At 62.8% G+C, this 15,293-nt stretch carries 7 protein-coding genes and 1 pseudogene; 2 read left to right on the top strand and 6 right to left on the bottom strand.

Annotated elements, in window-relative coordinates; translation table 11 throughout:
• Window positions 1-24 precede the first annotated feature (24 nt).
• The 5 genes from G3I17_RS35305 to G3I17_RS41865 all read right to left on the bottom strand — a co-directional run bounded on the left by G3I17_RS35305 (window position 25) and on the right by G3I17_RS41865 (window position 3,612).
• Window positions 25-180, bottom strand: coding sequence for a hypothetical protein (locus tag G3I17_RS35305; protein WP_164602958.1), 156 nt, complete (start codon window positions 178-180; stop codon window positions 25-27).
• A gap of 230 nt (window positions 181-410) precedes the next feature.
• Window positions 411-1,328 (bottom strand): NADP-dependent oxidoreductase, encoded by a 918-nt coding sequence (locus tag G3I17_RS35300; RefSeq protein ID WP_164602956.1) that lies wholly within the window; start codon window positions 1,326-1,328, stop codon window positions 411-413.
• A gap of 244 nt (window positions 1,329-1,572) precedes the next feature.
• A complete protein-coding gene (locus G3I17_RS35295) occupies window positions 1,573-1,932 on the bottom strand; it encodes a hypothetical protein (protein ID WP_203591209.1) in 360 nt (119 codons plus the stop codon).
• A gap of 73 nt (window positions 1,933-2,005) precedes the next feature.
• Window positions 2,006-3,268, bottom strand: coding sequence for a cytochrome P450 (locus G3I17_RS42375; RefSeq protein ID WP_164602952.1), 1,263 nt, complete (start codon window positions 3,266-3,268; stop codon window positions 2,006-2,008).
• A 221-nt stretch (window positions 3,269-3,489) separates the two neighbouring features.
• Window positions 3,490-3,612: a hypothetical protein gene (locus tag G3I17_RS41865; protein WP_275402633.1), complete on the bottom strand. Its 123-nt coding sequence runs from the start codon at window positions 3,610-3,612 to the stop codon at window positions 3,490-3,492.
• Window positions 3,613-4,952: 1,340 nt separating this feature from the next.
• Between G3I17_RS41865 and G3I17_RS35285 the strand changes: the two genes are divergently transcribed.
• Window positions 4,953-5,948, top strand: a complete 996-nt coding sequence (locus G3I17_RS35285; RefSeq protein WP_164602949.1) for a hypothetical protein — start codon at window positions 4,953-4,955, stop codon at window positions 5,946-5,948.
• A 1,085-nt stretch (window positions 5,949-7,033) separates the two neighbouring features.
• Here G3I17_RS35285 and G3I17_RS35275 read toward each other — a convergent pair.
• A pseudogene (locus G3I17_RS35275) lies at window positions 7,034-7,733 on the bottom strand (helix-turn-helix domain-containing protein); the annotation flags it as partial.
• 658 nt (window positions 7,734-8,391) lie between these two features.
• Here G3I17_RS35275 and G3I17_RS35270 point away from each other — a divergent pair.
• On the top strand, window positions 8,392-15,186 hold the full coding sequence (locus G3I17_RS35270; protein ID WP_164602945.1) for an RHS repeat-associated core domain-containing protein: 6,795 nt from the start codon (window positions 8,392-8,394) through the stop codon (window positions 15,184-15,186).
• Window positions 15,187-15,293: the final 107 nt, after the last annotated feature.

Below are 15,293 nucleotides of genomic sequence, written 5' to 3'. Positions count from 1 at the left end.
CATCCCCGCACGATCTCTCGCCCCTCAGTACTGCGGTAGATCGACTTCATTGATCGGAGCCATTCCTTGCGCTTGGGGTGAAGGTGCGCGATCGGTGATCATGGGGTTGGCGATGGCCTGTGAAGCCAGGCTGGCCAGCGGTCCGAGCGCGATCGCGATGGTCAGGCAGACCCTATGCATCGTGCTTCCTCCAAAGCAGTCGACACATCAGATAGTTGCCTAAAGCCTTCTGAAATGATCGCGCCGGCCGTGCTCGACCGCGTCAGGGCGCACCCCAAAGCACTCCCCAACCTTATCGATGTCCTCGGTTCGACGGTCCTGCTAGGACCGTGAGGTCGACGTCCTCGATGTCGCCGATACCGGTGTGTTGGGGACCGACTGAGCCCACTGACCTTGTGGGTGCGGTTGGCTCACGGGGACAGGATGATCTTTCCGGTGGACCGTCCCTGCTCGCCGAACCGATGTGCTTCGGCGACCTGCTCCAGCGGGAAGATCTGGTCGATGTGCACGGTGAGTGCGCCTGATCGGACCAAGGCGGCGAGGGCCTCCAAGTCGGCGCGGTCGGGCTCAACCAGCATGAAGACGGCGTGCAAACCCCGGTTCGACAGCTGCTGCACCGCTTCGGCGTCCGCGCCGTTCAGGGCAATGACCCAGCCGCCAGGCGTCAGCGTTCCCTCCAGTTCCCGGAGCTGGCCGGCGACGGTGGCCAGGAGGACATCGACACCAGCCACATGGGAGCCGACGTCCACGCTCCTGTAGTCGATCACCTCGTCAGCTCCCAGGCCACGGACGAAGTCATGCTTCGCCGTGCTCGCCGTCGCGATGACATACGCCCCGCGGCTCTTCGCGATCTGGACCGCCAGATGGCCGACACCGCCGCCCCCCGCCGGAATCAGAACGCGCTGCCCGGCCTCCAGCCCGGCCGTGCTCACCAAGGCCTGCCACGCAGTAAGACCTGCCAGGGAGAGACCCGCCGCCTGCACATGGCTCATCCCGGAGGGCTTGAGAGCGAACTGGCGTGACGGCCCGGTCACGAATTCCGCATAGGCCGCCGCCTCGAGCGGGAACCGGGGCATGCCGAAAACCTCGTCCCCGACCTGGAACCTGGTCACTCCCGGGCCGATCCCTCTCACGACCCCAGACACGTCCCAACCGACCGAGAAAGGAAGGTACCCCAGACCGCCCCTGCGGACCTTCCAGTCGACGGGATTGACGCCCGCCGCCTTGACTTCGACGAGAACCTCGGCCATCCCAGGCTCGGGGACATCGACCTCGACGACCTCAAGGGCCTCAGGACCACCCAAACTCCGTTGAATCACTTTGCGCATGTGCGATCACCATCAGATTTCCAGCAGCGGCTCTGTCTGTGCCCAAACCGCGCGCCGTCAGTCCCTCGAACCGGCCAGCACGCTCCACTCTGCGTGATCGCCGACGGCGGAAGCTTCACACCCACAGGGTCCTCCAAAGACTCTCATTGGGTAACCTGCACAAGATCGGCACAGGTGGGTTCGGTTCATGCAGTCGGGAGGGAGGCGGGTCCTGGCGGCATTGGCACCAGGCCGGATCTCAGGATCAGTTCGGGTAGAACAGCAGAGTCAGCACTCCAAGTCCTGCGTACAGGGCGATTTCGGCCGTCTCAGTCCATGGCTGGATTCGCCGTATCGCACCCCAGGTGTGGACGATGACCATCATGGTTGCGAGCGCGACGAGCACTTCAAAGGTGAAGGTCAGACCCGACCCGGTCAGCCATGCGCGGAACATCAGTGCTTCGAAGATGAGGACCAGCGCACCTGTACAGCGGCCGAAATATATGACCAGTCCTACATCCTCCGGTATGCGCCATTGGAGCACCCGCGCCCACCGTAGCGGTGCGAAGAAGATCGGTAGGGCGAAGACCGCAGAGGTCAGAAGCATAAGGATCAGCAGGTACATCCGGGAGTGCTGTCCGAACACGCCGATCACGCAGCGGCCCCGCGGCGCGCGGGGTCGGATGACAGGGCGGCGCTCACCTCGCGCGCTCGGCGTCCCACGCCACCTCGAGCCGGGTCAATGAGTGGAACAACGGGTGCGGTTGGAAGGTGGGTTTCGAGTTTGAACCAAGCCGAAGGCGTGGCAGGCGATTCAGTAGTACTTCGAGTGCCACCTTGCCTTCGAGTCGGGCGAGGTGGGCGCCGACGCAGAAATGAATGCCGTGTCCGAAACTCAGATGGGGTCGACCGACGGTCGTACGGCTGATGTCGAATCGGCTCGGCTCGGAGTAGATCCGTTCGTCAAGGTTGCCTGAACCGTGTAACAGGCCGAGGTGTGCCTGCGCGGGAATGCTGACACCTGCGAGTTCGACCTGCCGAGTCGTCGTCCGGCGGAGAGTCAACAGCGGATTGGTGTGCCGAAGCATCTCCTCGAGCGCGGGGGCGATCTGATCCGGCTGGGCGAGGACCTTCTGGTATTGGGCTTGATCATTCAGCAGCAGCCACAATGTAGTGCCGATCATGCTTGATGTCGTCTCGTGCCCGCCGCTGATCATCAGGAACATCAGCCAGACGAGTTCGGCATCGTCGAGCCGGTCGCCGTTCCCGTCCGTAGCGTTGACGAGGTCCGTAACGAAGTCATCGCGCGGCGCGGTTCGCCGGTCATTGATCAAGGACAGCAGGTATCGCTGATACTCCACCGACCCATGCGCGGCGTGGAGGCGTTGGTCCAACGGGATCGGCCCGCTGAAAAGTGCCGCAATGGTGTGGTCGTGTCCCGCCTTCACTTTTGCACGGTCGGCCCTGGGCACTCCCAAGAGGTCAGTTATGACTGTCATGGGGAGTGGGTAGGCGAACTGACTGATTATGTCGGCCCCGCCCGCGTCCACGAAACTGTCGACCAGTTCGCCGGCCAGTTCGGCGATGGACCGCTCCATCGAAGCAACCCTGCGCGTGCTGAACGCGCTTCGGACGGCGGGGCGCAGGAGTCGGTGACGTTCCGGCTCTTCACCCATCAGCATCCGGGTCCGCGGCAAGCCCTCGGACAAGATCGACTCGACCTGGGCGGGCACTGCATCGAACGGCGCGATCGAGTGTGCCGAGGAATAGGTGAGCGGGTCCTTGAGTACGGTCATGATGTCTTCGTATCGGGACACCAGCCAAAGGTCGTTGTCAGGCGAATAGCACACCGGTGCCTCACGCCGCAAAGCCTCGAAGTAGCCATCCAGGTTCTGGACGAAGGCGTTGTCCAGCGGGGCATACGTTCGACCGTGCTGGTCGATGATCGATTTGTCGGCCACTACGCTCCTAAGGTTTGTGCCGCGACGTGCAATGGTGGGTCGCGACGTGCTGTCCTGCACGTTAAGACAAGATCCTCCTTCTCGCGTTGTGGATATCCCCTACCGGGTACCCGAGGGTTAGGCGCAGTTGGCCAGCCCTTCGCGGCGCACTAGTACGGCTGCTGTACTAGGCCCACGCAGCCGCGATCTGATCAGCGCAGGCTGTGCCGCGAAGCTGGGACTTAGGCGATGGCGGCGACGAGTAGGACTCCGAGCAGGTAGTGGGTCGGGATCGCGAAGATAACCAGCGCCTTCGCCATCGGCTCGACGAAGATGTTGTCGTCGGCTAGAACTAGCCAAATCACCCAACCGGCAGTGGCGCTGCCGATCTGGTAGAAACCAATCCCTTTGCCACGCCGACATGTGGTTGGCGTCGCAACGTCCACGCAACCCACGCCTGAGCGGCCAAAGCCAGGGCTAGGAGCTTGGTGACCCAGTGTCCGTCCGCACTGAGCTGCCAGCCAATGACCGAGCTGAGTAGTTCCGGCGGTAGCAAGCCGGTTAGCGCATAGCCAAGTTCGAGGATCGCGATAACCCTGAACAAGAAGCCTAGATCCAACCACCTCTTCACGTCGAACGCCTCCAAATATGGAGTAGCCAGTCAACGGTTAGGTCCACTGCACATGTCCAGCGATAGCTCGTTGCTGGACAATGCACGCGCGTTGCTGCACGCATCAGGCACAGTGATCGCGCACTGAGGCCCCATCTCTGTCCTCGCTTCAGCTGAGCCGCTCATTCCTTCTCACCATGCCGGGCGCGCCTCTGACCCGTGCCGGAGTAGAACAGGCGCCGACGTCTACCTGTCGGTCACGATCGCCAGCCCGCAGCGATCGGCTAGGCGAAACGGACCTGTTTGGTGATCCTTTCCAAGACCATGACATCGAGCACCGTCTCGAACGAGGACAGGTCCGCTTTCGTGATCCACGTTGCCAGCAACAGGTCCGACGTGCTGATTGGTCCGGGCTTGAGCCGGGTCAGGTGGCCCGTTATGCCGCCTGGACGGCGCCGGTCGACCGGCCGTTGCCGATACCTGCTGGGCAACTGCAGGCTCGCGCCGCAGCTGGTCGAGCAACTCGTCCCCGACTGAACAAGACGAGCAATAGGTCCGGTCCAACAGAAAGGTCTGATGCCGTCGTCATCTGAGATGAATCGAGTACGCATCAGCCTGTCCCTCCGGGTCCGCCCAGCTTTCGTCGGGCCTATCCAGCCAACCAACCGAGCGCCTACACAGTCACAGGGATCTACCCTGAGATGCACCCTTAGCGTTGAGTCAGTCTGTGCCCGCGCGGCGGCAACCGTCCAGAGAGATAGTTGTATAGATCGTCCCCGACTATTGCGATGCGAACGCGAATCGCCTGGGTGTGTGCTTCGGGTGCACCCCTGAGGCGCGCATGTCGCCCCTCCGGAAGGCTTGGGAGTGCACGAGATCCCTCTGTGCCCGAGACAGCGATGGAGCTGCGACATGTTCAGATATCGACTAGCTATTGAGACCAGCGGTTTACCGGGAAAGGCAGAACCGGCTGAGCTCGTGCGACCGGCAGTACAGCACCATGACCCGCGACTCGTTGAAAGGGTGCACAGTCGTAAAGTTGAGAGGTGCGGGCTACGTAGCGCTCTCGCTCGGGCTGGAGCAGCGGTCGCCGCAGTGGTCGGCATGCTTGCCTTGAGCGCAATGATCGCACCTCGAGCCTTCGCCAGCACCGTCCCATGCAATCTGAGCGTATCCGGTGATTTGACTCCGCGTGTGCGAGGCGGCGAGTATCACGCGACGTTTGGGGATCCGGTAACTTTATCGTGGCACGTAGCGACTACTTGCGGCGCTAGAACAGAGATCTACATCAACACGACGTATGCCGCTCAAACAATTTCTAACGTTAGCGACGGCAGTATTTTGGTCTCGCCGGCCGCCACGACTTCTTATCGTCTAAATGTCCGCACTTACCGGCAAGATGGCTCTTCATTCTGGGCTTTCGTCGACACTGAAACGGTTATGGTGGGCCGGGTAGCCGAGTATCGGCGAAACTCCGAGGGTCGAGTGGTTGAATATCGGTTGCACACGTCGGCGGTAAGAACGGCGGCCGGTAGAGACGCGGCAAGGGTTCTGAGCAATGTGAAAGAGGGATATCGCCAATACGCGGCGGGCAAGCTTTTCCGAGTCGACCTCATCCCTCACGGTCTGAAGCTCACTGATCTGCCTGGGTACACCTACTTGCGCGGGGTACACACCATCGACGGACGGCTATACGATGACGTCCGCGGGATTGCCAACGTTCATGAATTGCCGAATGTGGCAGTCGGTGAGGAAGATATCCTTGATGATTCGATGCCGACCAGAGATGGACGTTTTGACGGAAATACCCTCATCCATGAACTTGGGCACATCGTTCTCATTCATTCCACCCCAGGTAATATCAGGACTACTGCGGAATCGATGAGGCAGGCGCAGGTCGAACGTGGCGGAGACTTCGTCGGTGACGACTCGTACACGAGCTTCAATGTTGACGAGTACTTCGCAGAGGCAACGCCTGCTTGGTTCATGCGGCCTCTCGACGAAGATACTCAGCATGAGTACAGCCGACCATGGCTACAAGACAACGACCGACCTCTATACGAGTTGATGAGGGAGGTATATACCTCCTAATTTCCTGAACTATGAGGTTGTTGTATGCATGATGGCTTGATCATGAAAAGATGCTAGGGGCGGAGTGGGATATGCCTGACGCGATCTGCTCTGGCCGCGGAGGTCCTCTGCCGGGGCCCTGGGGAGCCGCGGCGCGGGAGCCGAGCGTTAGCAATCTCGAATGCGTGCGGCGCTGCCGGCAACCTTTGAGACGAGGTCGGCTCAGGCCGTCACGGCGGTCGCGCTCGTCGAACCCGTTGCCCGGCATCAAGGGAGCAGGCAGCTTCAGTTGCGTGCGCGGCAGTTTACGATCGAGGGTTGGATAGTTCGCCCTCGTTATTGCCGGCGACTGCGAGCGTTGCGATGCGAGGGACCACATCACCGCCCCGCCTGCCGAGTGTGTAGACGCAGGGCAGGACCCGAATGCCGCGCGCATGTTTGCCACTCGCTGGTCGGCGGGCGGCCAGAAGTTGGCCTGATAGGCGTTGTGCATCTGGTTGGCGTCGGTTCAGGGCCGCAGTGGGGTGGAGGCGGCGGGCGTGTTCGCGATGAAGCCGCAGTGCGCGCGGGAGGTGTTCCACGCGTTCAATGAGTCCGGGTTCGCGGCGCTGAACCCAGAATGGAGCGGGGGCCGACCGCCTCGGTTCAGCCTCCCCGGTTCGTGAAACCGTGTGCAGGGTCGCTAAGACCCTGCCACCCAAGCTCGGCCGGCTGTTTACGACCTGGAGCCTGTCGAAGCTGGTCGAGTACCTGGCCGAGCACAAGCAGATCAAGATCAGCACCGAGTCGGTTCGCCAGATCCTGCGGGCCGCGGGTGTCAGTTGGCAGGCGACCAAGACCTGGAAAGGCAGCCGGGACCCCGACTTCACGGCGAAGATGGCCCGCATTCTGGATCTGTATGACCATCCGCGGCAGAGGCTCGGGTGGTCTACGTCGACGAGTTCAGCGGGCCGAACTCGTCGACCTATGCCGAGACCGCGACAATGCCGAGGTCTTCGAGGGTGGGCTGTCAGCTGCATGACGATGCTGGCTTCTGCGTCGGGCGGCCCTTCTGGTGTCGGGATAGTTGTGGGCTGAGAGCAACCTCGATCGTGGGAGCACCGCGGGTCGCCTTCCCAGTGTCCGGGCACGACCCGGCCTGTGACTTCGGCGGGACGAGCGCTGATCGAGACCTCGGGGGTGACGAACTTCCCGCGTCCCTGGGTGCAGGCTCGTGGCACTCCAGCGCGCGGCCGGTCCTCAGGCACGCGGTCAACTGCCTGTCCAGTGCACCCAGGCCTTGGATGTAGAGCCCCTGATAGATGGCCTCGTGCGAGATCCGCATCGACTCATCGTCGGGGAAGTCGATCTGCAGCCGGTGGCTGAGCTGTTCAGGGCTCCATGCGGTTCCCCATTGCCGGTCTTTGCTCGGCCGTGCCGACGTCCTTTCCAGGGGACGTTCGGGCCTGGAATAGGCTGGCCCTCAGCGTCGGTAACGGTCCCGCCAAGCCGTTCCTGAACGTAGTCCCTGAGTTGGTCGTTGACGGCAGGCTTGATGACCTTGGGCCTGCGGGCGCGACGTTCGGCATGCCACTGGGCGACCGATGCCCGGTCTTCCAGGCCGCCGCTATGGGTGGCTGCGTTGCGGCGCAGTTCGCGAGAGATCGTCGAGGGACTGCGGCCGATCCGTTCCGGGATCTCGCAAACGCCAAGCTGCTGAGCCTTCAGCAACTGGGCGTTTTCCTCGCGCGCGGCGAAAGACAGGTACCGGCCTGACGGCGCGGCCCAAGGCATAGGTGGTATATCGCCACCTTCACGAAACCATCGAAATCCGATCTATGTCCGCACCTGGGGACGGGGTGGGCCTATCGCGTCGGTGATTGACGGATATTCGAGGAAGGTTGTGGGCTGGGCAGTTGCCGACCGTATCCGCACCGAGCTTGTCACGGCCGTTTGTAAATGGCGCTGTATCGGCGCACACCGACTAGAAATACCATCCTCCATTCCAACTGTGGGAGTCAAGGCACGGGCGAGGAGTTCGTGACCTTCCTGCTCCGACCGCGGCGTCCGTAAATCTGTCGGCCGGGCTGGGATCTGTTTACGACAACGCAGTGGCCGAATCTTTCTGGGCGACCCTGAAGAAGGGGATGTAATCACTTGCAGCCGTCCGATAATATCGATGTACTCAAACGCATCACGTTCGAGTACATTGACGGCTATTGCAATACTTCGAAGAATCCACTCGTCTTTAGGATATCTGGCATCCGCCGAATACGAAGAAGGATTCACCCCCTAGCGTGGCAATGTTGCATAGCGACAGATAAATCAAGGCGGGAACGCTTCAGTGGTTCATTGGGGGGTGGGTGTGGGGGTTTGTACTGATGTGTGGTTGGGGTTGGTGGCGGAGTGTGGTGTTTGTCTCGTGCCCGTTGGGGTGTGGGTCAGGGGGCTATTGCCCACTCGGCTGGCTGTGAGGAGATTGGCTGTGTTGGTGTCTGCTGCGTTGCGTCGGCGTTGGTTTGTGTTGGGTGTGGTGTTGTCGGTGGTGGCCGGCGGTGTTGGGCAGATGGTGGTGCCGTTGGCGATGGCGGGGGTGTCGGCTGAGGTGGCGCCGTCGTTGCCTGTGGGGGTGGGTTTGGTTGTGCCGGCTGGTGCGGTGGGCAAGGGCGCGGAGGCTGGGTATCTGCCGGGGCAGGTGAAGGTATCGACGTCGGGCGAGGCGGCGTATGACGTTGCGTTGGACGTGCCGGCGGGGCCGGGGGGTTTGCAGCCGTCGTTGGGTCTGCATTATTCGAGCCGGGCGGGTAACGGTGTGGCGGGTGTGGGCTGGTCGGTGTCGGGGTTGTCGGCGATCGGTAGGTGTGGTGAGACGGTGGCGTCGGAGGGGCGGCAGACGGGGGTGTCGTTCCGTAACGCTGATTCCTCGGAGGGGGATGGGGACCGGTTCTGTCTGGATGGGCAGAAGTTGGTGGCGGTCGATGGTGTGTATGGGGCGTCGGGGACGGAGTACCGCACGGAGACGGAGTCGTTCACAAAAGTTTTGTCGGGCCCTTCGGACGGCTCGGGGCCGACCTGGTTCAAGGTGTGGTTGAAGGATGGCCGGGTTCGGGAGTATCAGCCAAAGGCTGCGCCTCGTTGGTCGGCGAATGTGTCGGGGTTTACTTCGGGTGCCGCGGTGCGGTTCGCGTATCCGGTCACGCAGGAGTCGGATCGGTCGGGGAATGTGATCGATTACTCCTACATTTTGACGTCGCCGGGGACAGCGCCGGGTGTGGAGTTGCTGCTGGACAAGGTGTCGTATTCGAAGCTTTCTGGAGCGGAGCGGCTTCGGTCGGTCAAGTTCAATTACAGTGAGAAGCGCGCTGATGAGTCGTTCTCGTGGATGTCGGGTGTGAAGCTCGAGCAGAAGCGGCTGTTGACGTCGGTGGTGATGGCGGGGCCGAATCCGGCTGTGTCGCAGGAGTTGTGGCGGTACAGCCTGGGCTATGACGACACGGGCAGCAGCGGCCGGTCCCGGCTGGTGAGGGTGACCCGGTGTGGTGCGTTGGGTGGGTGTGGGTTGGCGCGGACGTTCAAGTACAGCGAGAACGCGCTGTCGTTCCCGTCGCAGGTGGTGGAGCCGGCGTTTCGTCTGGATCAGTACGACTGGTGGGGCTGGACGCGTGTGACGGGCCGGTTGTCTCCGATTCAGGCGGCTGACTACAACGGTGACGGCGCGGATGATCTGCTCTACAACTTCGGTGAGGGCCTTGGTTTGCGGGCCGCGATGAGCGGCAAGGCCTGTGATGATCCGGGGTGCACGCCCACGCTGATTACCCCGTTGGCGGAGGTGAGCGCTGTCGGGGGTGCTCTGGGTAGGGCTGCTTTGGCGTTCAGCCGGCCGGTCGATGCGGATGGTGACGGTGTGGCGGAGTTGTACGTGGGCAGTTCGGAGGTTGACGTTCACGGTAATCCGGTCGAAAGGGGCAACGGTCTTCTGGGGCACTGGGACAATGACCTGGACAGGTTCGTCGAGGGCGGTAGCCGCGGCTTCGATCTCCCGGCCAACGAGTTTGGGGGCCGGGACGACTTTGCTGACTTCGACGGTGATGGCCGGCCCGAGATCCTGCACCGCGACGGACCCCTCGACATGCACCTGAACCAGGGCAGCAGCTTCAGCGACACCGGACTGCACACGCCCCTCGCAGGTGACAATTCGCTGGTCGATGTCAACGGAGACGGCCGCGCGGATCTGATCTCGGGGAAGGCGGTTGCCGGCGGGACCACGGGGCAGGTCTGGGGTTTGAAGGACGACGGCAGCGCCCACACCGAGAACTTCACCGGCGGCCGTTATCCGATGCGTATGACCGATGGTGAGAACAACCCCACCGATGACGAGGTGCAGTACGGCGACTTCAACGGCGACGGTCTGCAAGACGCACTAGTGGCCGCCTGGACTCGAGGGTTCGGCGATGATGGTCCTGTCAACACGTTGTATATCCGGTACAACACGGGCAACGGTTTCGGGCCGGAGGTGAAGTTCACCGACCTTCCTCATTGGATCAGCTCGGCAGACCTCAAACCGGACAACGGTCTGCGGGTCGCGGACATGGACGGTGACGGCCGTTCGGATGTCGTGGTGTTTCACGGCGAGGCGAACAGCAGTGTGCCGGTGTCGTGGAGTTGCGGTCCGGCCGCCTTCGTGGGTGCGACGATTCTGTTTGCCAAGGGCGGATGCCAGGACGTGACCGGTCCGACGCCGGCCTACGATAGTTGGGCTTACTCTCAGATCGGTGATTTCGACGGTGACGGCCGGCCCGACTTCGTTTCCTTCCAGGGTGACACCGGTGGTGATCCGGCCGCGTCGACGGAACTGCGTCTGTTTGAGAACCGCAAGACCGGCGGCCCGGCCGCAGGGCAGGGGTCAGACTTGCTGATGGAGGTCTCCGACACCCCGGCGAACGAAGCCAACACGGCCAAGTGGCTGCGGGAGAAGGTGACCTACTCGACTGACTGGTCCGACGAGAAAAACGCCGCCTACCACGGGCCGCCGGTCACGTTCCCCGCGGTGCGAGTGCGGGCCGCGGGCATGATGGTGGTTCGCGCGCTTGCGTCCTGGGGGGTGGCGGACCCCGCTAACACGGCGGACATCGCCGCCCGCAAGCACATCACGGAGTACTCGTTCGAGAACCCGGTGAGGGATGTGCAAGGGCGCGGGTTCCTAGGGTTCAGTCAGATGCGCGTGTGGGAGCCGCAGCGCCCGGCGGAGACGGTGACCACGTTCATCAACTCCACCCCCGAGACTGACCCCGACCAGCCTGCGCGGCACTGGTATCCGCTGGCGGGGTTGGCCAAGAGCGTCCGCACGGCAGTGCCGGTGTTGCCCAATCCGCCGGAGGACAACCAAACGAAACTGCCAGCGGTCCGGGTCAAAATCACAACCAACAACTTTGAGTCGGTGAAGCTGAATGGTGGCCGTACCCACTACACCCGGCCGGAGAACTCCGTACTGCCGGCGTGGAGCAGCGAGGTCCACGAGTGGGAGCAGGCAGCCAGCTACGACTCGAATCTGGACGCCGACGCGAACCCTCGCCCCAGAACCCACATCTTCAACCTGTTGCCGGCCGCAGGCCCAGGATCCCAGCACTTCCGGCACACGCAGTCGGCCAGCCAGAGCGACGACTACGGCAACGTGACGCGCTCGGAGAGCGTGGTGGAAGGTAAAGATGCGTCGCAGGACGGGGGGATGTCGCGGTCGGTCACCGAATTCGACCACGCTCCTGCTCGGCTTGCGGCGTGGCAGTTGTCGATCCCGAGAAAAACCACGACGACGGTGTCGGAAGACCATACGGCACCGACCGGAGAGCTGACCCGGACCAGCACGGTGGACTACGAGTTCGATGCTTTGGGCCGGCCGACGAAGGAGTGGACGGCAAAGGCGTCCACAGATCCGGACCTGAAGAAGACCGTGTCCACCATCTACGGCACGAGCGGTGAGGTGACCTCGGTCCGGCAGGAAGCCGAGACCGCGAACACTCCTGCCCGTCAGGTCAACTACGAGTACACGCCGCTCACGGGCGGCCCGGATGAGAAGATCTTCCCCACCCAGGTGTGGTCCCCGCACAATGTGACGGCCTACCGGCCCAGCGTCTGGACCGTGTGGCATCCCGGTTACGGGGTGGCGCTGGTGACGCTGGACATCAACGCGGCCAAGTACATGAGCACGCATCCGGGTGAGAATTTCGCGTCCACCACCAAGTACGACGACCTGGGCCGGGTGGTGGAGCAGACCGCGCCGGGCGAGTCGGCGATCACCACCGCCTACGCGCAGCGCACCGACGCCTATGGCGGCGTGAACGGGACCGTGATGACCACGACCCGTGGCCTCGAGGAGGCCAAGACCTATTCAGACAACCTCGGACGCCCGATCAAGGAGGCGTCGCGGTCGTTGGACGGCGCGCTGGTGGCCAGCGAGTCGCAGTATGACGTGCTCGGCCGGGCCACGGCCGTGAGGCGCCCGTACTTTGTCGGCACCGGCGGGGCTCCGCAGTGGATCACCACCAGCTTCGACAGCCTGGACCGGCCCCGGGTCACCACACACCCAGACGGCACCACGACCGAGCAGACCTACCCGGGCGTGTTCGAGACTCGTGGGTTCGATGAGAAACGCAACGAGTCCTACACCGTGACCGACCTGAACGGGCGGACCGTGACCTCCGGCACCGTGCCCGCACCGGGGACGGGGGCGGATGTGGTCACCACGTTCGTCCAGGGCCCCAGCGGCGTGCTGCGCACCGTGGACCCGAAGAACACCACGTCCACGACCTATGACGTGCTCGGGCGGCTGAAAGAGGTCACGGACGCGAACACCGGCACCATGCAGTACCGGTTCAACAGCTTCGGCGACATCCGGGAAAGCATCCACGTGCAGTCCCGCAACCGGCAGGTCTTCGCCTTCGACGACCAGGGCCGCACCACAGATGTCGCCGACTACGCCGACTCAACGCTGTCCGGGCAGACCGCGTTCCGGTTCGACACCAGCGCCAACGGCATCGGCCGGCTCGGCTACACCACCAGCCGCGACGGGATCAACACCACCTACCGCTACGACGCCGCCGGCCGCCCCGCCGGCACCGACTACAACGACGCCGGAGCCCTGTTCAGCACCGACCTCACCTACACACCGGCTGGCCGGCCCGACACTATCGCCTACCCGAGAGTCGCCGGCCGCAGCGACCGGTTCACGGTGAAGTACACCTACACCGGCTACGGGCATCTGTCCGAGATCACCGACGCCAGCCCCGGCCGAACCAGCCAGAGACTGTGGAAGACCCTCGGCCTCAACCCCGACGGGAACCTCACCTCCGGCAGTTCCAGAGGCGGCCTGATCACCACCGTGCGCGACTACGAGCCACTGACCGGGCGGCTCAGCAAAATCACCGACTCCAACGGCACCAACCCGGCCAAACTCACCGAGACCGGCTACCACTACTGGCCCAACGGCCTGCTCAAGCAGCGTGACGACATCGCGGGTCACCGCAACGAGACCTACACCTACGACAACCTGTCCCGGCTGACCGGCTGGACCCTGACCCCGCCCACCGGCCCAGCCCGGACCACCGAATACGGCTACGACCCGTCGGGCAACCTCGGCCAAGTCAAACGCGACGGTCTCGTCACCGAAACCAACAGCTACAACCACACCGAACACCCCAACGCGATCTCCGGACACGTCGCCGGCGGCCTCACCTCCAGTTACGGCTACGACACCCAAGGCCGCCAAACCTCCGGCGCCGGCCGCGCCCTCACCTACAAAAACCTCAGCCTCACCCCCGACACCATCACCAAGGCCGGCACCACCTGGAACCTGACCTACACCGCCGACGGACAACGCCTCAAGAAAACCTCCGCCACCCCCGCCGGCATCACCGCCACCACCTACATCGGCGACCTCTACGAAAAACGCGTCACCCCCACCGGCACCAGCCACGTCTTCCACATCAACGGCCCCACCGGACACCTCGCCCAAACCACCTACACCGGCACCACCGGCAACACCCTCGAATACACCCTCAACGACCCCCAGCAATCCACCACCACCGTCACCACCAGCACCGGCACAAACCCCCAACACATCTACTACGACCCCTTCGGCAAACGCATCAACACCGACAACACCGCAACACCCGCCCTACCCACCGGCATCACCCACGCCTACACCGGCCACGAAACCGACGACGAATACGGCCTCATCAACATGAAAGGCCGCCTCTACGACCCAGAAACCAAACGCTTCACCACCCCCGACCCCCACATCACCAACCCACTCAACCCCCAAAACTGGAACCCCTACAGCTACGTCAACAACAACCCCACCAATCTCACCGACCCCACCGGCTACGACGTCGGCTGGACCGGAGGCGGAACCACCGGCTACGGCAGCACCGGCTACACACAAGGAACCACCAACAGCGAAGGACCCAGCAGCCCAATCTCCTTCGGCACCTGGAACCTCAACACCCCCACCCCGACCCCCACCCCCGCAATCTCCGACAACACCAACTACAACGAACCAACAACAAACCCCCAGGAAACTAATAACCCAATTGCCATGGCCGCCGCCGGACTCGCAGTCAAAATCTTCTGCGGATCAGAGTGCAGCGCCGCCAACGCACCGGAAAGCCCGCAGACCGCGAACGAGGAATCCCTCACCACATACGACAAACTGAAGAACGCACACACCACGGCAACGTCCATCTTCGGAACACTCAAGAATAAGCTAGTCAACATGGTCCAACGCGAACTATTTCCAGGTCCTCAGTATGCGAACCAAAATTCTGAGTCTGGCTCGGATGACCCTGAGTATGAGGAGTGGTTGTGGGCGCAGAAAACCGTAGAGGGAGTCGCTGGGTTCCCGGATGCGGCTTGTGGCGCCTGCGCAGTGGCGGTCGACATGCGTATTTCGGGACAGGACCCGGCGGCAGTTGCAAGGCTGACGGATTATGTTCGGCCGGTAGACATGCCGAATGTGCTGAAAATATTGCCCGACCGGATCGTATCCATGACTGGTCGTGATGGCGTGAGTGACCAACTTATGCAGATGGGCGAAGGCGCGCGGGCAATCGTATACGGCGAGAGTAAAAATATTGTTGGACACTGGTACAACGCCGTTGTCCGTAATGGACGCGTCGTCTATCTCGACACTATGACGGGTCCTTATGTTCCGACAGTATACGGAGATCGGATGCAGGCGATATTTCTGCAGCCCGGGGAACGTCTGGCGCCCAGATCTGGGTGGTGACAAGTGAGCCGCCCCGCCTTTGGTTGATGTCCTGATGTGCCCGGAAAATCGCGGAGCCGGCTTGCTGGATTGCAGGACTACGGTCAATCTGGGTGGCGCTGGGGTTA

The sequence above is a fragment of the Streptomyces sp. SID13031 genome, assembly GCF_010548305.1.
Classification (GTDB): Bacteria; Actinomycetota; Actinomycetes; order Propionibacteriales; family Kribbellaceae; genus Kribbella.
This window is presented reverse-complemented; position numbering and strand designations above follow the sequence as displayed.

Coding starts and splice junctions, on each gene's coding strand:
- G3I17_RS35305 (WP_164602958.1), bottom strand. CDS start 180: ATGCATAGGGTCTGCCTGACCATCGCGATCGCGCTCGGACCGCTGGCC.
- G3I17_RS35300 (WP_164602956.1), bottom strand. CDS start 1,328: ATGCGCAAAGTGATTCAACGGAGTTTGGGTGGTCCTGAGGCCCTTGAG.
- G3I17_RS35295 (WP_203591209.1), bottom strand. CDS start 1,932: ATGTACCTGCTGATCCTTATGCTTCTGACCTCTGCGGTCTTCGCCCTA.